Annotated in this window: 23 protein-coding genes, 3 tRNA genes and 1 other RNA gene; 10 read left to right on the plus strand and 17 right to left on the minus strand. The window is 50.9% G+C overall.

The window, feature by feature from the left end; all coding sequences use genetic code 11:
- Positions 1-356 precede the first annotated feature (356 nt).
- Positions 357-1,016 carry a KilA-N domain-containing protein gene (locus CEK71_RS09105; RefSeq protein WP_088619102.1) on the plus strand — a complete coding sequence of 220 codons (660 nt, stop codon included), beginning with the start codon at positions 357-359 and terminating at the stop codon, positions 1,014-1,016.
- A gap of 130 nt (positions 1,017-1,146) precedes the next feature.
- Positions 1,147-1,293 carry a hypothetical protein gene (locus CEK71_RS22515; protein ID WP_198328523.1) on the plus strand — a complete coding sequence of 49 codons (147 nt, stop codon included), beginning with the start codon at positions 1,147-1,149 and terminating at the stop codon, positions 1,291-1,293.
- 89 nt (positions 1,294-1,382) lie between these two features.
- On the opposite strand, the gene CEK71_RS09110 is transcribed toward CEK71_RS22515, so the two are convergent.
- From CEK71_RS09110 to csrA, 7 genes are all read right to left on the minus strand, one after another.
- A complete protein-coding gene (locus CEK71_RS09110) occupies positions 1,383-2,291 on the minus strand; it encodes a hypothetical protein (protein WP_088619103.1) in 909 nt (302 codons plus the stop codon).
- Positions 2,292-2,318: 27 nt separating this feature from the next.
- The gene (locus CEK71_RS09115; RefSeq protein ID WP_088619104.1) at positions 2,319-2,780 is read right to left on the minus strand and encodes a hypothetical protein; all 462 of its coding nucleotides are present in this window, start codon (positions 2,778-2,780) and stop codon (positions 2,319-2,321) included.
- Positions 2,781-2,867: 87 nt separating this feature from the next.
- Entirely contained in the window at positions 2,868-3,620 is a 753-nt protein-coding gene (locus CEK71_RS09120) for a hypothetical protein (protein WP_088619105.1), read from the minus strand.
- Positions 3,621-3,946: 326 nt separating this feature from the next.
- Positions 3,947-4,022, minus strand: a tRNA-Asn gene (locus CEK71_RS09125).
- A gap of 15 nt (positions 4,023-4,037) precedes the next feature.
- Positions 4,038-4,114, minus strand: a tRNA-Arg gene (locus CEK71_RS09130).
- 72 nt (positions 4,115-4,186) lie between these two features.
- Positions 4,187-4,278: transfer RNA gene (locus tag CEK71_RS09135), tRNA-Ser, on the minus strand.
- A gap of 10 nt (positions 4,279-4,288) precedes the next feature.
- Positions 4,289-4,477, minus strand: a complete 189-nt coding sequence (gene csrA / locus CEK71_RS09140; protein ID WP_088619106.1) for a carbon storage regulator CsrA — start codon at positions 4,475-4,477, stop codon at positions 4,289-4,291.
- Positions 4,478-4,748: 271 nt separating this feature from the next.
- Between csrA and CEK71_RS09145 the strand changes: the two genes are divergently transcribed.
- From CEK71_RS09145 to CEK71_RS09155, 3 genes are read left to right on the plus strand one after another with little or no spacing between them, the layout of a single operon-like run.
- The gene (locus CEK71_RS09145; RefSeq protein ID WP_088621559.1) at positions 4,749-7,037 is read left to right on the plus strand and encodes a Tex family protein; all 2,289 of its coding nucleotides are present in this window, start codon (positions 4,749-4,751) and stop codon (positions 7,035-7,037) included.
- A 56-nt stretch (positions 7,038-7,093) separates the two neighbouring features.
- Positions 7,094-7,705 (plus strand): exosortase system-associated protein, TIGR04073 family, encoded by a 612-nt coding sequence (locus CEK71_RS09150; RefSeq protein ID WP_088619107.1) that lies wholly within the window; start codon positions 7,094-7,096, stop codon positions 7,703-7,705.
- 52 nt (positions 7,706-7,757) lie between these two features.
- A complete protein-coding gene (locus CEK71_RS09155) occupies positions 7,758-8,165 on the plus strand; it encodes a hypothetical protein (RefSeq protein WP_088619108.1) in 408 nt (135 codons plus the stop codon).
- Between the two features lie 105 nt (positions 8,166-8,270).
- On the opposite strand, the gene CEK71_RS09160 is transcribed toward CEK71_RS09155, so the two are convergent.
- The 4 genes from CEK71_RS09160 to CEK71_RS09175 form a co-directional block, all read right to left on the minus strand.
- Positions 8,271-8,867 (minus strand): Uma2 family endonuclease, encoded by a 597-nt coding sequence (locus tag CEK71_RS09160; protein ID WP_088619109.1) that lies wholly within the window; start codon positions 8,865-8,867, stop codon positions 8,271-8,273.
- A gap of 167 nt (positions 8,868-9,034) precedes the next feature.
- On the minus strand, positions 9,035-11,590 hold the full coding sequence (gene acnB, locus CEK71_RS09165; RefSeq protein ID WP_088619110.1) for a bifunctional aconitate hydratase 2/2-methylisocitrate dehydratase: 2,556 nt from the start codon (positions 11,588-11,590) through the stop codon (positions 9,035-9,037).
- Between the two features lie 69 nt (positions 11,591-11,659).
- On the minus strand, positions 11,660-12,331 hold the full coding sequence (locus tag CEK71_RS09170; RefSeq protein ID WP_198328524.1) for a DUF3226 domain-containing protein: 672 nt from the start codon (positions 12,329-12,331) through the stop codon (positions 11,660-11,662).
- The gene (locus tag CEK71_RS09175; protein ID WP_088619112.1) at positions 12,324-13,367 is read right to left on the minus strand and encodes an AAA family ATPase; all 1,044 of its coding nucleotides are present in this window, start codon (positions 13,365-13,367) and stop codon (positions 12,324-12,326) included. Before CEK71_RS09175 ends, CEK71_RS09170 begins: the two co-directional genes overlap by 8 nt.
- 258 nt (positions 13,368-13,625) lie before the next feature.
- On the opposite strand from CEK71_RS09175, the gene CEK71_RS24140 reads away from it, so the two are divergent.
- The 3 genes from CEK71_RS24140 to CEK71_RS23915 are packed head-to-tail and all read left to right on the plus strand — an operon-like array spanning position 13,626 to position 14,175.
- The gene (locus CEK71_RS24140) at positions 13,626-13,754 is read left to right on the plus strand and encodes a type II toxin-antitoxin system HigB family toxin (RefSeq protein WP_198328525.1); all 129 of its coding nucleotides are present in this window, start codon (positions 13,626-13,628) and stop codon (positions 13,752-13,754) included.
- Positions 13,755-13,772: 18 nt separating this feature from the next.
- Positions 13,773-14,039, plus strand: a complete 267-nt coding sequence (locus CEK71_RS09185; protein WP_198328526.1) for a hypothetical protein — start codon at positions 13,773-13,775, stop codon at positions 14,037-14,039.
- A 1-nt stretch (position 14,040) separates the two neighbouring features.
- The gene (locus CEK71_RS23915) at positions 14,041-14,175 is read left to right on the plus strand and encodes a hypothetical protein (RefSeq protein WP_269766614.1); all 135 of its coding nucleotides are present in this window, start codon (positions 14,041-14,043) and stop codon (positions 14,173-14,175) included.
- Between the two features lie 58 nt (positions 14,176-14,233).
- On the opposite strand, the gene CEK71_RS09190 is transcribed toward CEK71_RS23915, so the two are convergent.
- From CEK71_RS09190 to CEK71_RS09205, 4 genes are all read right to left on the minus strand, one after another.
- Positions 14,234-15,259, minus strand: coding sequence for an agmatine deiminase family protein (locus CEK71_RS09190; protein WP_088619114.1), 1,026 nt, complete (start codon positions 15,257-15,259; stop codon positions 14,234-14,236).
- Between the two features lie 67 nt (positions 15,260-15,326).
- The gene (recN, locus tag CEK71_RS09195) at positions 15,327-17,006 is read right to left on the minus strand and encodes a DNA repair protein RecN (RefSeq protein WP_088619115.1); all 1,680 of its coding nucleotides are present in this window, start codon (positions 17,004-17,006) and stop codon (positions 15,327-15,329) included.
- Complete coding sequence (locus tag CEK71_RS09200; protein ID WP_088619116.1) at positions 17,000-17,896, minus strand: NAD(+) kinase; 897 nt, start codon at positions 17,894-17,896, stop codon at positions 17,000-17,002. Before CEK71_RS09200 ends, recN begins: the two co-directional genes overlap by 7 nt.
- Before the next feature lie 85 nt (positions 17,897-17,981).
- Positions 17,982-18,752 (minus strand): exodeoxyribonuclease III, encoded by a 771-nt coding sequence (locus CEK71_RS09205; protein ID WP_088619117.1) that lies wholly within the window; start codon positions 18,750-18,752, stop codon positions 17,982-17,984.
- Positions 18,753-18,848: 96 nt separating this feature from the next.
- Between CEK71_RS09205 and rpmE the strand changes: the two genes are divergently transcribed.
- Positions 18,849-19,049, plus strand: coding sequence for a 50S ribosomal protein L31 (rpmE, locus tag CEK71_RS09210; RefSeq protein WP_088619118.1), 201 nt, complete (start codon positions 18,849-18,851; stop codon positions 19,047-19,049).
- Between the two features lie 129 nt (positions 19,050-19,178).
- Here the strand turns inward: rpmE and CEK71_RS09215 are convergent, their stop codons facing one another.
- Together CEK71_RS09215 and CEK71_RS09220 are read right to left on the minus strand one after the other, a co-directional pair.
- The gene (locus tag CEK71_RS09215) at positions 19,179-19,844 is read right to left on the minus strand and encodes a plastocyanin/azurin family copper-binding protein (protein ID WP_232463795.1); all 666 of its coding nucleotides are present in this window, start codon (positions 19,842-19,844) and stop codon (positions 19,179-19,181) included.
- 18 nt (positions 19,845-19,862) lie between these two features.
- A complete protein-coding gene (locus tag CEK71_RS09220) occupies positions 19,863-21,497 on the minus strand; it encodes a multicopper oxidase domain-containing protein (protein ID WP_088619119.1) in 1,635 nt (544 codons plus the stop codon).
- 384 nt (positions 21,498-21,881) lie between these two features.
- Here CEK71_RS09220 and ffs point away from each other — a divergent pair.
- Positions 21,882-21,978, plus strand: an RNA gene (gene ffs / locus CEK71_RS09225) — signal recognition particle sRNA small type.
- Positions 21,979-22,009 lie beyond the last annotated feature (31 nt).

A 22,009-nucleotide genomic window follows, 5' to 3' on the forward strand; every position in this document is an offset into this window, starting at 1 on the left:
CGACTTAATCAAGCTTTCAGTTTAGCAACTCGAAAACTGCTTTTCTATGAACTATTACCATTTTCAAAAAATAATTAGAAAATAATCCATTTGACAGCCCGCTCGCTTTTGGCGTATACTTTTCCCGCTACCCCTCATTGGGTAGCCGGGTTTGACAGCTCGAACAGTCAAGGCACAATAGCTTTGTGCCAACAGTGGCGCACGGCTTTTTTTATGCCCGTCAGTTATGGCGTGGCGTATTGGGGAGCTGCGAAGCTCGCCGGTTCCTTGACCCGGTCTGTCAACCCGATACGTCATGCCGCCCTGAGATTGACAGCTCCGGTCGGTGTGTTTAACCACCAGTCAAGGAGTTACCAATGAACACCCAAGCCACGCCCGAAATCCGTCCAGCCACGCTTACTATCTGCGACATACAAATCCGCCAAGACCAAAATGGCAGATATTGCTTAAACGACCTTCATAAAGCCGCTGGTGGCGAAGATAAGCACCGCCCAACATATTGGCTTAAATTACAACAAACAGTTGATTTACAAAAAGAACTTGAAATAGACGGAATTCCGTCTATTCTTACAAAACAAGGACATGGAACATTCGTCGTAAAAGAACTGGTTTACGTCTACGCCATGTGGATAAGCGCAAAATTCCATATTGCAGTCATCCGAGCCTATGACGCATTAGTAACAGGCCAGTTACCCAACACTGCCTACCCTCCAAGCCCACCCTTCCGTAAGTCCCAAAAAGCCCTCCCCGGCTGCCTGACCCCAACAACCCAAGACGAAATCAAAGCCCTGGTCACCGAACGGGCCGCCGCCCTGCCCAAAGACAAACAGGCCATGGCCATAAGACAAATGTGGGGCGCGTTAAACACCCACTTCGGCACCAACGGCAAAGACGCGCAAGGCAAAACCCTAGGCTACAAACACATCCCCGAAGACGCAAGGCTGGACTGCCTGTCCCTAGTGGCAAGATTGCCGCTCCCCGACGGCCTGGTGACCATAACCCGCGCCGCCCATTAGAAAAACTGCCCGTGTGGCCGAATAGCCGCATTGATGAATTGTTGCCTTTGACCCCCGAACAAATAACGGCGATTAAACAAACTTTACCTGAAAAGGCAACGTGGTAGGGACGCACGCTTACGTTTGGCCTATGCAGCCTATGGATGAATTTGTGCTGGAGGCGTTTGGGGGCAACATGGTCACGGCTGGTAATCTGCATGGTTCGCCGCCGTTGGCCTATGAGCCTGCACGTTCGGTTCGCCGTAACGGTCGGGTGATTATGCGGGATGATTTTTAAGGTTGGACAGAAAAAAACATATCCATTAAATGGATATGTTTTTTGTAAAATATCAGGCAGCATAAAGCTGAGGCAAGGCCTAAATAAGGCTATCTTGGAAAAGGACGAAAATCAATTTGGATAGCATATTCTAAGAGAGACAATATATTTGGTAGTTGCGATGCAGCAATTGCCAAATGTTTGTGAATCTTATCCATTTCATCTTCCATTGAATCCGGCTTCAATTTTTCTCTGAGATTTTTATCTAGATGGTTGAAGGCCGACTCAAATAGGGGAGCCTCATCATCCGATTCGATAGGCCGAAGGTGCATACTATGAATTAAAAAATTTCGTCGGCGAAGTAGCCACCCCAATCCGTCAGCTTTATCAGACTTTTGGTAGCATCTTAAGGCATACCATGCAGGCATGTTTCTCAGCGCGGGATCGATAGCTACCCAATTATTATGAATTTTTTCCATCACAGAGGAAAAACCATCGCGTTCAAATTGACGGATACCAAAAAAAGTGAAATCCATGAGCTGACCTACGCGATCCCAGTAGGATGCTAAGCGAATGTAACAGGTTTCTGCATGTTCCCAAAAAGCCGCATCTACTCTGTTTGCTAAAATACTTTGGCGCTTTGTATCTGGATGGGAAGGAATGCTAGGAATTTGTCGATACATACTTGAACCAATGAGGAACATATGTGCTCTGGTCACTGACTTTCGAGTGCGATTAAATAATGCGAACATTTCGTTGAATGCTGCATTAGGGTAGGTATCATATTTCGGTATGGGATCGCTATCAAATTGGATGATTAAAGATGGTGCGCCCCCCAAATCATCTACGATTTTCTCAATACGATGATTGATTGCTTTAAGTGAGCCCTCGGAATCTGCGAACTTCGCAGGTTTGGGTGAAAAATACTCTTCGAGGCGATTAAGAATAATCGCTTCATTTGTAACAAACGCCATAACGTCAGCGAGTATTTCAGCAAAGTCATCATCAGTGGTTGACATAATACTAAGAACATAATGGTTGTTAGATTAATTATTAGAAACTTTCGTAGAATAGAGGTTATATTCGATCCCTGCCACTTTAAGACGCTCAAACTCACAACCTGTCTCGAATGTCCAACCATCCGGCATCCTTTGCCTCAGATTCAGATTGGCTTTTTTATCCAAAAGATCTTGCTCCTCCTTTGAAATCAATACGATCTTTAAGTATTTGCGAATAAATATTGCAACGACATCAACTGACTCGCCTTGTTCAAACATCCGATGGCACTGTTTGCAGATAATTACTCGAGGTACGATATGTTCCTTATGTGTTCCACCGCTCGATTGGCCTACGATAACAAATTGGTCTGGGATGATAGGCTCCATGAATAAACGAGTATCAGAATGCCCGGTTTCTTCCCACATGTGCTTTATGTTCCATGCAAGTCTTTGAAAAGCTCGCTCCATCATTTCTTCTGTTGAATATCTCTCAGATTTCGTACTTACCATAAGCTATCCTGTAAATCTAACGTTAAAGTCTGCGATGCTAACTAAGCAAAAACAAAGCAACCTGACATTGATAAAAGTCGTAGCAATCTAAAGGATAATTTTCCAATCAGTGGCCAAGAAATCCTCAATGAGAAAAATAGGTGATATTGCATCCGCTTTGTTAATTGCTTCGGTGTCACCGTTGGTAAAGACCATCAACGTCATATATTGAGGTAGAATCACAGCCAATGATTCCAGTCTCGCAATGTGTGATCGCTCAATATATGTTGTCGAATTCGCGTCATGGGTCAGTTCATGCCTTAATTCGAAGAGTTGCGTCAAATCCTGCCACCAGTTTGGAAATGCGGAAAGAGGAAATCCGTGAACCAAAGCCGCTCTCGAAGGAATGGCATAAGCTAAGCGCGTAGTTTCGATGGTGGTTTGAAACCCATCTGGTAAGAAAAACAGATCAAAAGCCGCAGCAATTGATCCTGCACTTTGCAACGTCATTGTCTCAGAAACAAAGTCATAACGCGTAACGCCTTCTTGTGCTAAGACAGACTCTTCAGGAACCCGAAGTCGATGCTCCTGAACGATTCGATCGAAAAATGACGCATCCTGTTCAAGCGAAAATCTGAATATATCCCGAAAAAAAGTTTCCAAATGGCCAGCGAGTGCAATTACATACTGACGAATGCTTGTTTGAATGGATGTATCATTGCCAGCGTGCAGTCTAAGCACTTCGTGCATATGGAACACGATTGGGTATAGTCGAGACAAATAACTAATCCCTACTTCTCGAACATTGCCACGCGTACGCACTTTGGCTTTTATGTGTTCTAGTTTTGGATTACGAGCCATGGAATCACAGCGTCAGGATTGTTGCAAGGCACAGTGTCTATGATAGATACTGTATGTATGTTTATGCTAACTGGCCTAAGTCAGCATAGCAAGTTAACTTTTGATAATTTGAAGCTTGTTCCTGCGAGCCCTGAACAGTAACGACTCCATTCCCACGCAATTTCTCCCGAACAGTTTGGCCAATGTTGGCTAAAACGTCACTATATCCGCAACTTTTAAGGGTATCAATCTAACAGCGGGTACAAACCAATAGCCACCCGTACCGGAGGTTGACCGGACGCAAGGCAAAAAAAAGGGTCTGTATTGCTACAGACCCTTGGTTTACTTGGCTCCCCCGGACGGGCTCGAACCGCCGACCTAGTGATTAACAGTCACCCGCTCTACCGACTGAGCTACAGGGGATTAAACTTTTATGAGTGGCGCGCCCGGAGAGATTCGAACTCCCGACCGATCGGTTCGTAGCCGATTACTCTATCCAGCTGAGCTACGGGCGCGTTGTGTTGAGCTAGTTATTATCTTGTAAGTTAATTTTGATGTCAAGAAATTTTTAAAAAAATTTTAAATTTTGGCGGAGAGAGAGGGATTCGAACCCTCGATGGGAGTTAAAGCCCATACTCCCTTAGCAGGGGAGCGCCTTCAGCCTCTCGGCCATCCCTCCTGAAACTGTTTTACTCAGAACCAGCTGACTCTGCTTGTTCTTTTTTTATTCTTTCGTAAATTTCTTCTCTGTGTACAGAGACGTCTTTCGGTGCATTGACACCTATGCGAACCTGGTTCCCTTTGACTCCAAGGACAGTAACCGTCACTTCGTCACCAATCATTAAAGTTTCCCCTACTCGGCGAGTCAGTATAAGCATGGCTTCTCCCTAATGTAATTAAAAACTCACTGTTTCTTACACAGCATCCAACTTACGGGGATCATGATACCAGTTTTTTGGTTAAATAAGAAACAAAACCTGTGCAAAATTGTTTTGGCAGGGGTCTGAAGACGGCATGATTTATGCAATTTTGTTTCATATTCATGAAATTGAGGCAATTTGGCGCGGGCAAAAAAATGTGCGCCAGTTATCAAATTTTGCCGCATTCAGGCTACAATGGTCGCTTTTAAACTGTAGAAAAAGCGAAAAGATGGATGTGATTGCCCGTATTGCCGAAGAATTAGCCGTAAACCCCAGACAAGTCAGTGCGGCGGTGAAGCTGCTGGACGAAGGGGCGACCGTGCCTTTTATTGCCCGTTACCGTAAGGAGGTGACAGGGGGCTTGGATGATACCCAGTTGCGGATGCTGGAGGAGCGGCTGGGGTATTTGCGTGAGTTGAACGAGCGCCGCGCCAGTATTTTGGCGAGTATCCGTAGCCAGGATAAGCTGACTCCTGAGCTGGAGCAGGCGATTAATGCAGCGGAGACAAAAACCTTGCTGGAGGACTTATATCTGCCGTTTAAGCCTAAACGCCGCACGAAGGCGCAAATCGCGCGTGAGGCGGGTCTGGAGCCGCTTGCTGACGGTTTGCTGGCAGACCGTAGCCTGATACCTGAGCAGGTGGCGGCGGCGTATGTCGATGCCGATAAGGGGGTGGCGGATGTGGCGGCGGCTTTGGAGGGGGCGCGGCAAATTCTGATGGAGCGGATTTCTGAGGATGCCCAGTTGTTGTCGGAATTGCGGGAGCGGGTTTGGCATAAGGGGGTTATCCAGGCGACGGTGGTGGCGGGCAAGGAGCAGCAGGCGGAGAAGTTTAAGGATTATTTTGATTATAGCGAGGCGATTAATAAAATCCCGTCGCATCGGGCGTTGGCGTTGTTGCGCGGGCGGAACGAGGATGTGCTGGCGCTGCATTTGCAGCCGGCGGCGGATGAGAAGGCGGAGCATGATATTTGCACCCAGTTTGTCGCTCAGTACCTTAAGGTGTCGGATATGGCGCGTCCGGCGGATGCCTGGTTGGCGGAGACGGCGCGGTACGGTTGGAAGGTTAAGCTGTTCACGCGCATTGATGTGGACTTGAAGCTGCGCTTGCGGGAGGCGGCGGAGCAGGAGGCGATTAAGGTGTTTGCCAGTAATTTGCGGGCGTTGTTGTTGGCGGCTCCGGCGGGCAGTAAGACGACGATGGGGCTGGATCCGGGCATCCGTACGGGAGTGAAGGTGGCGGTGGTGGATGCGACGGGTAAGCTGCTGGCGACTAAGACGATTTATCCGCATCCGCCGCGCAAGCAGTGGGATGAATCTATCGCGGCGTTGGCGCAATTGGCGGCGGACTATGGGGTGGATTTGGTGAGCATCGGTAATGGTACGGGGTCTAGGGAAACCGACCAGTTGGTTGCGGAGGTGATGAAGCTGCACCCTGAGCTGAAAATGACCAAGATGGTGGTGTCGGAGGCGGGCGCTTCGGTGTATTCGGCTTCGGAGTTTGCCGCTAAGGAGTTTCCTGAGTTGGATGTGTCGTTGCGCGGGGCGGTGTCGATTGCCCGGCGTTTGCAAGACCCTTTGGCGGAGTTGGTGAAGATTGACCCTAAGTCGATAGGGGTGGGCCAGTACCAGCATGATGTCAATCCGGTGCAGTTGGCGCGTAGTTTGGATGCGGTGGTTGAGGATTGTGTGAATGCGGTGGGGGTGGATGTCAATACGGCTTCGGTGCCGTTGCTTAAGCAGGTGTCGGGGTTGTCGGCGAGTGTCAGCGAGAATATTGTCGCGTACCGGGATGAGCACGGGCCATTTACCAGCCGCGAGCAGTTGAAGAAAATCCCCCGTTTGGGTGATAAGACGTATGAGCAGGCGGCGGGGTTTTTGCGCATTATGAACGGCGATAATCCCTTAGACGCGTCGGCGGTACATCCTGAGGCTTATCCGGTGGTTGAGGCGATTATCAAGGATACAGGCAGGTCTATCCGCGATATAATCGGGCAAGGGGCGTTTTTGCGTAATTTGGATGCCAGCCGTTATGCGGATGCGCATTTTGGTTTGCCGACGGTGACGGATATTTTACAGGAGTTGGAAAAGCCGGGTCGTGACCCTAGGCCGGAGTTTAAGAGTTTGGCGTTTATGGCGGGTATTGAAAAAATCACTGATTTGGAAGTGGGGATGAAGCTGGAGGGGGTGGTCAGTAATGTCGCCAATTTTGGTGCGTTTGTCGATATTGGGGTGCATCAGGACGGTTTGGTGCATGTTTCCCATTTGTCGGACACGTTTGTGAAAGACCCTAAGGAGGCGGTCAAGGTCGGCGATATTGTCAAGGTGACGGTGCTGGAGGTGGATGTGGCGCGTAAACGTATTTCTTTGAGTATGAAATCGGCTCCTGATGCGCGTCCGGCCCGCCCTGCTAAAGCGGAGCCGCCGCGCGTTAAGCAAACGGCGGCTCCCGCCAAAAAACCGGAGCCTCAGCGCGGCACTATGGCTGATGTTTTTGCTAAGGCATTGGGAAAATAAAATCCCAAGCTCTGCTATACTTGTTCTATCATTAAAAATAACTTACAGGATTTGCCATGATTAAATCTAACCGTTTCTTCGTATCTTTTGTATGCGCCGGACTTATAACGCTTTATCTGCCCCAAGGCCATGCGGATGTGTATGATGATAAAACCACTAATGCCGCTATGTTGGATGAAATCCAAAGCCAAGCACCGTGCAGTTATGGGCAAAGAATTAATGAAAAAGCCTTGCGTACAGTCGCCAATTTAACGTTCGCACCCGCTGAGATACCTAAAAATATCATTAACACAACGAATGATGGCAATATCTTTTATGGCGTGGTCGGCGGTTTTCTCAAAGGGACGATAAATACGATTGGCCGGATAGGTACGGGGGTTGTCGATTTGATCACCTTGCCCATTCCTACCAAGCCGGTTGCCTATCCGCTGTATGTTTGGGAGGATTTTGAAAAAGATACCAGTTACGGTTCTATGCTCCGTTCTGATTCTTGCCCGTATAAAGATGATATGGTTATCGCTTCTCCTGATCCTGCCGCAGCGGCAAAAAAAGCCCCGGCTGGGGGTGTGATAGTGCCTTCCAGACAAGTAATCGATGGTGGCCCTACTTATAATAATCAAACCAATCGTAAATTGGATGGTGTTTTTAAACAGCAAATGATGAAGTAAGCGCACGGGGCGGGCTTTGTTATCATTTTTAATTTATTTTTAAGGATCCTTTATGTTGTTGCAGAAAAATAGCGTTATTGCCTTAGCTTTTGGTTTGTTATCGGGTTGTGCCAGTATCGTTAACCACGCGCCTAATCCGGTCACGATTACCAGTGTCCCTGAACGTGCGAACTTTGTTGTGACAAATCATGACGGTAAGGTCGTGCATAGCGGCATTACCCCTAGCACAGTGACGCTAAAGCCGGATGCGGGCTATTTTAGGGGCGAGAAATATACCCTGAAATTCCAAAAAGAAGGCTTTAATTCACAAGGTACGCCGTTACATGCTCAGTTGAACAATTGGTATTGGGGCAATATCTTGCTTGGCAGTCCGATTGGTATGTTTATTGTTGACCCTTTAACGGGTTCTATGTGGGCGATGCCGGAAACTAAATCGGTGGTGCTGGTGCCTAACCAATAAACAGATTGGCAGGGGGGAAGGGGCAAGTTTTTTTTCCGCCGTACAGGTGTAAATGCTAAGGTAAAAAAGCTCCTGTCCCCTTGGCAAGGAGGAGGTTGGTGGGGGTTAATAAGCGTCTGGATCTGGCAAGCGGCTGCTCAGCTCATCCCAGTGGATGATAATGTCGGGCAACACGCCGACTTGGCTGGCTCCCGTCAATTCGGACAATTCCGGCTTGCCGTATTCGGCTCCGTTTAGGCGGTAGACGGTCAATAGGCGGTCGGTGGGGTGGACTAGCCAATATTCTTTCACTCCGCTCCGCTCGTACAATAGCCGTTTGCGGATCTGGTCATGGCTGGCGGTGCCGGGTGAGAGCACTTCGACTATCCAATCGGGTGCGCCGCGTACCCCGCGTCTGTCCAGTTTGCTGCTGTCGCAAACGACTAAGACATCGGGCTGGACGACGGTGTCAATTTGCTGGTCGGCTTCGTTATGTTTGGGCAGGCGGACATCAACGGGGGCGATGAAGGCGCGGCAGGGTTTGTTCTTTAAAGCTAACCGTGCTTGCAGGTAAATTTCCCCCGCTATATCTTGGTGCGCCAAGTCGGGTGCGGGCGACATGGCGTAAGCTTGGCCGTCGATCAGTTCATAGCGGCTATCATCCGGCCAGGTCAGATAATCGCCGTAGCAGTAGTATTGGGTGTTTTTGAGTGCCTGTCCCATGTCGGTGTCCTTTGGGGGTGGAAGATGCCGAAAGCCATAGCATAACATGCCGGGAAAATACGGTTAAGTATCGCTTTGATTGCTGCGCCTAAGTGGTTTCAAATGGGGCATAAAAAAAGCCGCCCGGCATTGCGCCGGGCGGCTTTTTTCGCTTTAGGGGCTTAGGCCTAACTCAGTGCGGCTTCTTGATATTTTTCCATCAAGTTAAAGTTTAAGTACCGATAGGTGTCATCGGCGGTGGCGTTAATCTGAGCGGCGTAGTGCATGTATTCTTCAACGGTCGGGATTTTGCCCAAGATGGAGCAAACGGCGGCCAGTTCGGCGGATGACAGGAACACGTTCGCACCGTTGCCTAAGCGGTTTGGGAAGTTGCGGGTGGAGGTGGAGACAACGGTGGCGTTTTCCGCTACCCGCGCTTGGTTGCCCATGCACAGCGAGCAGCCGGGCATTTCGGTGCGGGCGCCGACTTTGCCGAACGTGCCGTAGTAGCCTTCTTCGACCAATTGGTTTTGGTCCATTTTGGTCGGTGGGGCAACCCATAAGCGGGTCGGTAAAGAACTCTTATGTTGTTCCAGCAATTTTCCGGCGGCGCGGAAATGGCCGATATTGGTCATGCACGAGCCTAAGAACACTTCGTCTATTTTGGTGCCGGCGACTTCTGACAACGGTTTGATGTCGTCGGGGTCGTTCGGGCAGGCCAACAGCGGTTCTTTGATGTCGTCCATGTTAATGTCGATGATCTCAAAGTATTCGGCATCGGCATCGGCTTCCAGTAATACGGGGGTCGCCAACCATGCTTCCATGTCTTTGATGCGCCGCTCAATGGTACGGACATCGCCGTAACCTTGGGCAATCATCCATTTTAACAGGGTGATGTTGGAGTTGAGGTATTCGCGGATTGGGGCTTCGTTAAGCTTGATGGTGCAGCCGCCCGCCGAGCGTTCGGCGGATGCGTCGGACAATTCAAACGCTTGTTCGACTTTTAAGTCCGGCAAGCCTTCAATTTCTAAGATACGGCCTGAGAAGACGTTTTTCTTGCCTTGTTTGGCGACGGTCAACAAGCCTTTTTGTAAGGCGGCGTAGGGGATGGCGTTGACCAAGTCGCGTAAGGTGATGCCGGGCTGCATGGTACCAGTGAAGCGCACTAAGACCGATTCGGGCATGTCCAGCGGCATAACGCCTGTGGCGGCGGCGAAGGCGACCAGGCCGGAACCGGCCGGGAAGGAGATGCCGATAGGGAAGCGGGTGTGCGAGTCGCCGCCAGTGCCGACGCTGTCAGGCAATAGGGTGCGGTTTAGCCAGGAATGGATAATGCCGTCGCCCGGACGTAAGGACACGCCGCCCCGGTTCATGATGAAGTCGGGCAGGGTGTGCTGCATGGTCACGTCTACGGGTTTGGGGTAGGCGGCGGTATGGCAGAACGATTGCAGCACCAAGTCGGCGGAGAAGCCTAAGCAAGCCAAGTCTTTCAGCTCGTCACGGGTCATGGGGCCGGTGGTGTCTTGGGAGCCGACCGTGGTCATGTGCGGTTCGCAATAGGTGTTAGGACGCACACCCGCCACGCCGCAGGCTTTGCCGACGATTTTTTGCGCTAAGGTGTAGCCTTTGCCGCTGTCGGCTTCGTCGCTGGGGCGGATAAAGACTTCGGAGGCGGGCAAGCCTAAGGCTTTACGCGCCCTATCGGTGAGGCCGCGGCCAATAATCAGCGGAATACGCCCCCCGGCGCGGACTTCGTCCATCAGGACATCGGTTTTTAGGCTGAAGTGGCACACCACTTCGTCGCTGTCATGGCGTTTGACGATACCTTGGTAAGGGAATATGTCGATGACATCGCCCATTAGTAAGCGGCTCACGTCGCACTCGAACGGCAACGCGCCGGAATCTTCCATGGTGTTGAAGAAAATCGGCGCGATTTTGCCGCCGATACAGACCCCGCCGTCGCGTTTGTTAGGGATAAAGGGAATGTCGTTGCCCATATACCATAACACGGAGTTAGTTGCGGATTTGCGCGAGGAACCTGTGCCGACCACGTCGCCGACATAAGCGACGGGGAAGCCTTTTTGTTTCAGTTCGGTAATCTGTTGCTCGGCGTTGGTGATGCCTTCGCGCGGCATTTTCAGCATGGCTTTGGCGTGGAGCGGGATGTCGGGACGTGACCATGCGTCGGGGGCGGGTGACAGGTCGTCGGTGTTGGTTTCGCCTGTGACTTTAAAAACGGTGACGGTGAGCTTTTCGGGTACGGCGGGTTTGCTGGTGAACCATTCGGCATCCGCCCAGGCTTGCAGGACTTGTTTGGCGTAAGCATTGCCCGCATCGGCTTTGCTTTGCACGTCATGGAAAGCGTCAAACACTAAGAGGGTGTGCGTCAGGGCTTTAGCGGCGATGGGCGCCAGCGCGGCCACGTCTAATAGGTCGATTAACGGGGCAATGTTATAACCGCCGAGCATGGTGCCGAGCAGTTCGGTGGCATCTTCGGGGGTTAAGATCGGTGATGTGGCTTCGCTTTTGGCGATGGCGGTCAAAAAGGCCGCTTTGACAAACGCCGCTTCGTCAACCCCGGCGGGGATACGGTTGGCCAGCAAATCGAGGATAAAGGCTTCTTCGCCAGCGGGCGGTTGTTTGATGAGTTCGCACAGGGCGGCGGTTTGCGCTGCGTCCAGCGGTTTGGGGACAACACCTTCGGCGGCGCGTTCGGCGACATGTTTACGGTAGGTTTCTAGCATGGGGGTCTCCTGAAAATTATCTGAAACTGATCTTATGTTGCGGATGAGGGGATTTATAGGGCTAAAGGGTTAATTAAACAGCATTAAATAGTCTTTAAGACCGTCTAGCGAGGCGTGAGTAAAATCCCATATATCTTTTTGGAAGCTGGCTTCCGAATTACATTTTGTTCCTGCCTGTTGTCGTTCTTTTTTGGTGCAACAATCATAACGTTGATACATATTGACCCAAAATTTATCAAAATCTTTATTGCTGATGGCATTATTGTTGGCAATAAGGCACTGTCTCCATAAATCTAAGCAATCGGCATAAGGTGAGGGCTGGGATTTAATGGCTTTTAGAAGAGTTTCCAGTTCGCCTGAGCCGTTGATATTTAAAATATGACAGGAAATGTGTACCGCCAAGGATGGGCTGTGATACCAAGTATTGGCCGCCGATATATCCAGTTCAGGGTCTATGCACTTAATGGCATTATTCACCAGTTCGACCCGCGCCGCTATGCCTTTATTGTCGGCATCAAGCAGGATACCGATTTTATCCCAACCCCTTTTGCCAATGTCGCGTTTAAGCGTCTTTAGTTTGTCTTCAAGCCGTGCTGTTGACAAGCCGTCTAGACATTCATAATCGGCAATATTACAAATTGGCGTATCAATATCAAAATCAGCGGCATTGATTTCGTGCTTAAACCGTTCAATGAAGAATTTATCGTTCTGGCTTTCGACTATCAGCAGGTTATTACTCACCACGCACTCTACCTTCGTGGGTCAACGCATAGTGTAGCTGCTCTTTGTCGATAGCGGAGGCGGCGATTAGGCCGGTTTTTAGGTTTTGATAAAATTCAAAATACTGTGCATAGGCCGTATTATTTTCAAGCTGTACTGCATTGAAGGCACTGATACATTCCTTGGAATGGGTGGTGATGAATAGCTGGCAATTAGCATCGCTACTGACTTTAAAAATGATTTCCCAGAGTTTTTTATAGTTGGTGTAGTGGATGCCGTTTTCTATTTCATCAACTAACAGGAAACCGTCCTTATTGGCCCAGATGGCGCAAAGAATGGCTATGTAACGGTTTACGCCTTCACCTAAGGAGGATAACAAGACTAGGTTGTCTTGATTATTGAGCTTGAGTTTTAAGAGAACGCCCCGTTCGGTTGCTTTTTGTTTTAGCCCGCAAATGTTGCTGTCAAATAAAGCTAATGAGGCATTCAAAAAATCTTCGCGGCCTAGGTCGATTAACGTCCCAAACGAGATAGCTATATCGTATTCGTCCGATTTTGCAGAAGAAATAAAAGGTTTACGGTCTGGGCTTGACCCTATTGGCCGTAGGCTTGCTATTCGGTTGAATAACCTGTCTATGGGTCTAGTGATTTTGTCATTGTTGACGGATAGTGTGAGTATGTTGGTCGGCAAAAGATTATCTGCTTCATCATTGCCTATTGTGGTTTGGCTATCCAGTAGACCAAAGCTGCTTTTAATAGTGCAGGCTTTGCTTGATGAAAGTAGGGTTATTTCTGTTGCTCCCTGATGGAAAAAATCTATTTCTATCAGGTCTCGCCGCCGCGCACCTTGTCTTCTTTCTAACTGTTTACGGATTAAGTCGGGGAGGTCGTAAGCTTTATTTGCGGCTAAAAGTAACTCCACAGCCTCCAGAAACGCTGTTTTTCCGACATTATTTTTGCCACCAATCAGATTGACTTGAGCCAAACCATTAACGTCTAATTGCTTAAAGCATTTGAAGTTGCTGATCTGTAAATTTTCAATGAGTTGTGTTGGCATTAGTATTCGGGTTCAAGTGAAAAGCCTAAATGGTGTTTTTTGTTATCCGCAATATTCCGCTATTTCGCTATAGAAAGCGCGGGGGAGGTCAATAATATCCAAACTTTCAAACGAAATGTCATCTTCTAAAAGATTATCACGATGCTGTCTAATTAAAATGGTTTTTTTCTTTTTTTCACCGCAATTTGTGTTCGTATTGCGCCCGAATAACTCGCTGCATAATGCTGGGCATCAATTAGTCAGCAAAACGGTGACAGTTTGACTGTTTTTAATGTTCACGGCAACAATGTCTGTTTAATCGCCGCCATCCACTACAACCGGAAAACATTATTTGTCAGGCATATACTGACTCATGCCGAGTACGACAAAGGCAAATGGAAGCTATAACACTATAAGGTGTCTGTTATGAATAGCAATTTACAAGCCATGATGACAAGTTGGCAACCCATTGCGCCGTTAGTTTCGGTGCCTTACACGGAAACGCAATACCAAGAGCGTATTGCCTTGCTTAACGAGTTAATCGACGAAGTTGGCGAAAATGAAGACCATCCCTTGGCGACTTTGTTGGATGTAGTCGGGATGGCGGTCGCCAATTACGAGCAGATCCATTATCCGATTCCTGCCGCCCCGCCACAAGACGTTTTGGCCGGAGCATCAGTTAAAACAAAGTGATTTGCCGGAAATCGGTAGCCAAGGTGTGGTGTCGGAAATTTTGCGCGGCAAGCGGCAACTGAATGTCCGGCAAATCCAAGCCCTGAGCCAGCGTTTTAAGGTCTCGGCTCAGGTGTTTTTAGCGGTTAGGGAGTAGGGCAGGGATAGTGCTTTTCTGGTGCGAAAGTGCTATCCCTTTAAACGTGGCGGTTGGTTTAAGCAATCGCCAAGGCCTGTTCAGGGAACTGCATGGTCATGCAGTGCAGGCTGCCGTATTGATGCACCAAGGGGCGGCAAGGGGTGGCGATGATGGTGTGGTCGGGGAAGCAGGTGCTTAAGCGTTGTAGGGCGACGGCATCGTTGGGGTCGTCGTAGACGGGTATCATGACAGCGCCGTTGATGATGAGGAAGTTGGCGTAGTTGGCGGGCAGTTGTTGGCCTTCTTCGTCATAAATCGCTTGCGGCATCGGCAACGGGATGAGCTGGTAAGGCTGTCCGGCGGCGGTGCGGAAGGCCTGCAATTGCCCTGCCATATTTTTCAGGCTGGCATAATGCGGGTCGGCGGCATCGTCGCAGCTGGTGTAGGCGATGGTGTCGGCGGTGCAAAAGCGTGCCAGGGTGTCGATATGCGCGTCGGTATCGTCGCCGGACAGGTTGGGTTGGTCTACCCATAAAATCCGTTCCGCACCGAATTGCGCTTGCAATTGCTGTTCTATGTCTTGTTGGCTGAGGCTGGGGTTACGGTTGGGGTTTAACAGGCATTGGCGGGTGGTCATGATCGTGCCGCAACCGTCGCTCTCGACACTGCCGCCTTCTAAGACGAAGCTAACGTCCTGATGGGGGGCGGCTTGAAACAGCGGGTGGTTTAATAGGGTGTGGTTGAGGGCATTGTCGGCATCGTGCGGGTATTTTTCGCCCCAGCCGTTAAAGGTGAAGTTGAGTAAAGTGGCTTGGCCGTCGTGTTCGGCGGTTAAAAAAGCGCTGTCGCGCACCCAAATGTCGTTGGTACGGGCGTGGTGGAAGCGGATGTTATCGGTGTCGGCCAGCAAGCTTTCGATGTGCTGTTGGTGGACGCTATCCCGGCACACAATGATCAGGGTTTGGTAACGGCTGATGGTGTTGGCGATAAAGGAATAGGAATGTTCGACGGTCGCTAAGCGGTTGCTGAAATCGCCGGTTTCATGAGGCCAGGCGATTAAGACGGCGGATTGTTTTTCCCATTCGGCAGGAAAGCGTTTCATTGATGATCCTTATAAGTTAGGTGGGTGAGGCCCGTTTTGGGGCGTTTGCTAGGAATTTTGGCTAAACTCAGCCCGTTACTGCCGCTTGTTGGAGCATTTCTTCGGCATGGGCGAGGGTGTTGGCGGTGATGTTAACTCCGCCGAGCATTCTGGCGACTTCGTGGACGCGTTCGCTATTGTCTAATAGTCTGACGGTGGACGCAGTAATATCAGTCTGGTTGGTTTTGGCGACGAATAGGTGGAAGTGTGCTTGGGAGGCGACTTGCGGCAAGTGGGTGACGCACAGCACTTGGCGGTTATGGCTGAGGCGGCGCAGTTTTTGGCCGACGATTTCGGCGATACCACCGCCGATGCCGGCGTCGACTTCGTCAAAAATCATAGTCGGCGTAGTTTTATCATTAGCCGTAGTCACTTGGATGGCTAGGCTGATACGCGACAATTCGCCACCGGAAGCGACTTTGCTGAGGGCTTTGGGCGGTAGGCCGGGGTTGGAAGCGACCAGAAACTCGATTTTGTCGTTGCCGTTGAGTTTGGGTGTGCTGTTAGCCTGTGGATTGACGGCGACCAAAAACTCGCCTTGGGGCATACCGAGTTCTTTGATAACGGCGGAGATGTGCGTTTGCAGTTGGCTGCCGCCTTGTTGGCGACGTTCGGACAATTGCGCGGCCAACGCTTGGTAGCGGGCGGACAGTTGCCCGGTTTGCAGGGTCAGCGCTTCGATACGTTCGCTGCTATGGGTCAGCCTGTCCAGTTCTTGCTCCAGTTTGGTGAGTTGGGCGGGCAGTTCATCGGCGGGGATATGGTGTTTGCGGCTGAGCTGGTGGATGACACCGAGCTGGCTTTCTATGGCGTTCAGGCGTAGCGGGTCGGCTTCTTGCGCCTCTAAAAACCGCCGCAATTGTAGGGCAGCTTCTTCGGTCTGGATTTTCGCTTCCGCTAATAGGTTGCTGATTTCGGTTAATTCGGGGGCGTAGCGGGCGATATGGCCCAGTTCCGACAGGCTATGCCCAAGCAGGGCAATGACTGCCAGTTGGTCGTTTTCGTACAGGCTATCGACCACGCTTTGCCCTGTGCAGAGGATTTCCCCCAGGTTGGCGAGTTTTTCATGCTCTTCGTTGATGGCGGCGTAACTGAAGCTAGCCATGTCCAGCTCTTGCAACTCGGCGATTTGGTAAACCAGCAAGGCTTCGCGCTCGGTTTGGTCGGCGGCGGCTTTTTGTAAGGCCAGCAGTTCTTTGTTGGCCTGTTGCCACTGCTTAAAGCAGGTGTTCAGCTCATCCAATAGCGGTTGGTTTTTCGCGTACACATCTAACAGGCGGCGCTGTTCGTCGCTGTTGAGCAAGGTCAGGTGGGCGTGCTGGCCGTGGATTTCCACGAGCTTTTCGCTGAGTTCCTGCAAGGCCTGTAAGGTGGCCGGGCGGTTGTTGATATAGGCTTTAGAGCGCCCGTCATGGTTAATGACGCGCCTGACCAAGCATTGCAGGCCGTTATCCAGATCCTGCTCTTGTAACCATTGCTGGGCCAGCGGCGCGTCGCTTAAATCAAATTCCAGGTTGATTTCGGCGCGTTTGCAATCGGGGCGGACGTAGCCGGCATCGGCCCTGTCCCCTAAAGCCAAGCCTAAGGCGGTCAATAAAATGGATTTGCCCGCGCCGGTTTCGCCTGTCAGTACCGACATGCCTTTATCCAGATCCAGGTCGAGCATTTTGACGACCGCGAGGTCGATAATGGTAAGGTTTACTAACATGGCGGGGATGTGTGGTAGCCACTGCTCCAGTTTAATTTGTTTCTGAGGATGTAGAAGTAGTCGTGACCTTCTGGGTGTAAGATTCTAATCGGTTTAGGTTCCTGTTTTATTAAAATCTTGTCACTGATGAAAACTTTAGGTATCTCAATGTGGTCGCAAGTGACTAAGGCATTGATTTGCTTGGTTTGGCAAAAGCTGATTTCAATCTCCGAACTGGCGGCAATGACGATAGGGCGGTTGGATAAGGTATGCGGGTTTAACGGCACCAGTACCAGTGCGTTGAGTGACGGCGACAAAATCGGTCCGCCCGCCGACAGGGAGTAGGCGGTGGAGCCGGTCGGCGTGGAAATGATCAGGCCGTCAGAACGCTGTGAGTTTAGAAACACACCGTCAATTTTGGTGATGATTTCAATCATGCTGGGCGTGACCCAGCGATGTATGACCACTTCATTGACGGCGGTTTCTTCATGGATGATGTGCCCGTCGCGGATAATTTTGGTGCGCAATAGATAGCGTTTTTCTTCAGTGTAATGGCCTTGCAGGATGTCTTGCAGGCGACCCGGCAATTCGTTGGGGGAAATGTCCACCAAAAAGCCCAGCCGCCCCAGATTGATGCCGATAATCGGGATGTTGTACGCCACCACCGCCCGCGCCGCCGCCAAAAAAGTGCCGTCACCGCCAACCGCAATCACCAAGTCGCAATACAGGCCGATGGTCTCAATCGGACAGGACTGTACATCGCTATCGTTGATAAAGCTTGCACTATCCTGGGCAATCATCACCGTGTAGTGGGCGGCCTTCAGATAGTCATAAAGCAAGGTCAGCGTCGCGCCAATGCGCGGGTCGCTGGGCTTGCCGATAATGCCAATACTCTTGAAAGGAATCTGCATACAAAGTAACAAGGGTTAAAAAGGCTGATTATACAGAAAACTTAGGCGGTAGGGTTTTATCGTGCCGGAAACGGCCTTAAATGGCTTAGGGATAATCATAATCCATAAGCAACGGCGCGTGGTCGGAAAAACGTTGGTCTTTGTAGATGCTGGCGGCTTGCACCTTGTCTTTTAAGGAGCCGCTAATGATTTGGTAGTCAATGCGCCAACCGACATTCTTTGCCCAGGCTTGGCCGCGGTTAGACCACCAAGTATATTGTTCCGCTTCGGGGTTGACCAAGCGGAACGCGTCCCACCATTGCCCGTCGGCGAAGAGCTGGCTGAGCCAGGCACGTTCTTTGGGCAGGAAGCCGGAGTTTTTGACATTGCCGCGCCAGTTTTTCAGGTCAATTTCTTTATGGGCGATGTTCCAGTCGCCGCAGATGATGAGGTCGCGGCCTTCCTGGATGCGGGCTTGCAGGTAAGGGGCGAAGCGTTCCATAACGTTAAATTTGACCGCTTGGCGCTCTTCGCTGGAGGAACCTGAGGGCAAATACAGGGAGATGACGCTGAGCTTGCCGAATTGGGCTTCGATAAAACGGCCTTCGCGGTCAAAATCCGCCCAACCGATGCCGCTGATGACCTTGTCGGGGGCTTTTTTGCAGTACAGGGCAACGCCGCTGTAGCCTTTTTTTTCGGCATCGTGGTAGAAGCAGTGATAGTTTGCCGGGTGGAAAGGGTCGGCGGGGAGTTGGTGCAATTGGGCTTTAGTTTCTTGGATACAGACCACATCAGCGTCTTGTTGCTGCATCCAAGCAAAGAAGCCTTTGCGTTCGGCTGAGCGGATGCCGTTAGTATTTAAGGTGATGATGCGCATAATGTTATTTGTAGGTTGCGGTTTCTGCCATAAAACCGTATTATAGATGGTTCTTTAATAAGTATGTAGCCCGTTTGCGGGTAATGTGAAAGTGATATGAAACCAGATATTCATCCAAACTATAAACAAATTACCGTAACTTGCGGTTGTGGTAATTCTTTTGTCACTGGCTCGGTAATAGCAAAAGACCTGCAAATTGAGGTTTGCTCATCATGCCATCCTTTTTATACAGGTAAACAGCGTGTGGTTGATACCGCAGGCCGCGTCGATAAGTTCCGCAAAAAATACGGCAAATAAACCCGCCGTGTATTCTGGCGGGAAGCTGTTCCGCCGGAAACCGCCCCATGACAGACACGAACAAAAAAAGCCCGCCAACCCGCCGCTTGCGAACGGGGTGGCGGGCTTTTTTGTGGGTGCGGGTTTGGGTTATTTTAGCTTTAAGATAAAAAACGGCACGGCGATGCCCGCTAAGGCGCACAGTAGCAGGATACCGACATTGGTGCGCGTCCAGTCCACGGGGTAGCTGTCGGCTTTAACGGCGGCGCTGATGCCGGGGATGCTGGGCAAGTCGCCGTCGCCGCCGTCCACTTTCAGTTGTGCTTTCATGCCTTTTTCCGCATGTTGTGGCAGTTCGCAATGCACCAGATAGGTTTTTTTCTGGCTGGGCATAATCAGCGAGGCTTTCAACTCGCCCGCGCCGTTGAGTTCCAGGTGGAACATGCCTTCGGGGTATAAGTAGCCGGGCAGGCCGTGGATCATCAGTTGGTGGCGGATTTGGTCGTCATTAATGAAGGTGATGTTGATTTTCGCACAGGGTTTGACATGCCATTCCTGTTGGTCGAAAGCGAACATTTTGCCGTTGAAGCGGGTGGCGTGTTGTTGTCCGGCATGGATGGTGATGTCGACGGTTTCCGATAGCTTTTGGCAGTCACGCGGCAATGTGTCGGGGTTGTCGTTCATGATCATGCCTTTTTCGTCCATCACCATGCCGGCATGGTGGTGCATGGCGGCAGGGGCCGGATGGGCGGCTAACAGCAACAGGCTTAAGATAAGGGCGGTTTTCATCGTTTTGGGGGGCGTTAAGTCAGTCATTGTGGGTGTGTTCCAGGCTTATTTGCGTTTGATGGCAAACACCAGCACCAGGCCGACCAACAGGCCGGCGGCTAAGCCAAAGGCGATGATTTGCCAGTAGGGCGGGGCGATCAGTCCGGCATCACCGAGCAGGTGTTTAAAGTCGCCTTGGTTCCAAGGGGCTTGTTTTTTGGCGTAGTAATCTTTGCTGAACACTTCGCCGAGCATTTCGTCGTGCATTTTCGGCATCCCTTGCTCGTCAACCAGTTGCTTATAAGCCAGCAGCGCCATATTGCCGCCCGGTTCCATGCCGTCGCTGGTCGTGCCGGTCGGGACGTGGTCATGGAACATCCATAAGCCGGGGCCGTAGCTGTTCACGCCGTTATTTTGGGTCAGCAATTTCAGGTCGATGCGTTGCGCGGGGGCAATGTCGAACACGTCGCGGGTCAGACGCAGGCCTTCGGGTTGGTCGACCCCGTCGTAGGCGGTAATGGTGGCTTTATGGCCGTGGAAATGGATGGCGACGGCGGTGCGTTGGGTGTTGGCTATGCGCAGTTTAATGGCTTCGTTATCGCCGACATTAATGATGCTGTCACGCAGGGTGTAGGGAAAGGAATGCCCGTTGAGCATGAAGTAGTTCTCGAATGATTCGGTCATATTGTAGTCGCGGCTCATGCGCTGGGCGATCAGGCGCGGGTCGCTGGCATTTTGGATGATTTGCGCCAATTTTTTGTCGATGGACTGGTAAAGCAGGTCATATTCTTGGCTGTAATCGGCTTTGACGGCTGCGGATGGGTGGCGGACTTGCCCGGCGCCGACGTTAAAGGTTTGTACCCAGTTGTTCGGGCGGTTCTCTTCGACGACAAACATGCCGTTCAGGCCCATCATAAAGTGCTGGGCGGTTTGGACATGGCAATGGTAGAGCATCGTGCCGGCATGGCGGGGTTGGATTTCGTAGGTGTGACTTTTACCGGGGAAAACCGGATGCTCTTCAACGCCGTCGTTATCTTCGCCCGCTGCGGTATGCCACGCATGGTCAACGCCGTGCAGGTGGATGGTGTGCGGCAGGTAATGGGTATTTTCTAAGGTGATGTAGACTTTATCACCTTGCTCGACACGGATAGTCGGCGAGGGGGCGCGCAGCAGGCGGTTGGCGACTTGGGATTGGAAGTTTTTCACCGCCATGCCGCGTGATTTGGGCGCGTACACCCATAAGCCGGGTTGGATGCCGGGGGCGATAGGATAGGTGTCAATGAAAAATTCGCCGTCTGGGCTAGCGCCGTTCAACTCCACCACTTCCAGTTTGATATGGATAATGTCGGGGTCGCCGTCTTGGTCGGTATCTTCGCCCATAATCAGCGCATCTTGCGCCAGATCGGTCTGCATTAACGTCCCCATGGAGATATTGTTGGTACCTTTGACGGAGGCGGCGACTTCGTAAGGGTTGTCGGGTTCGCAGGCGGGGGCGGGGGCTATCTCTACGCCTTCAATGGTTTGGGCCTCGCGCCATTCGGGATGCTCGTTGGAGCAGGGCTTTTCGACACTGCTGGTCTCTTCCGAACGGTTGTAAACCGTTGCGGGCGGAATAACCCCGGCGGTTTGTTGGGTTTGCGGCACCAACAGCACAATGGCGGTTATCAATAAGGCAAATAAAGCAAGGTGTTTTTTAGTCATAACGTAACGTTGGCTAAAGAAAGGTAAGTGCGGGAAGGGCGTTCATGGGCAATGGGTTGGGTGTGCCGCCGTTACGCCTTTATCCCCCTATGATACACCAGTTACACGGGTAAGCCGTAAGGGCTGTTGGTAATGCGGCGTAATTGCTTGGGCGACCAGTGCCGCCTTGGCGTTTTTCCGTCAGTTTGTCTGGGTGGGTTTTTTGAGGGTCGGGTATATGGAATCATCTTGTTTAGATAAGGGTTTTGCCGGCTTGCAGGAAGGTTTATGGAAGCGGCTAGCCTTAGGCTACGCAGAAATTTGCCGATAGTGCTTGTGTTTCGGTTAAAGCTGACGCATAATAGCCAGCCTTAAGCCGATAAGGCTCAAGCATTATGGTTGTCGTGCCGGTCCTCCCGCAACGATACGCTGTGAACCCCGCCAGGTCCGGAAGGGAGCAACGGTAACAGCAGATTCGTGTGCCGGGATGTGGCTGGTACGACTTCCGCCCAATCCAGCCTAATCAATTTCGA

The sequence above is a fragment of the Methylovulum psychrotolerans genome, assembly GCF_002209385.1.
Taxonomy (GTDB): domain Bacteria; phylum Pseudomonadota; class Gammaproteobacteria; order Methylococcales; family Methylomonadaceae; genus Methylovulum; species Methylovulum psychrotolerans.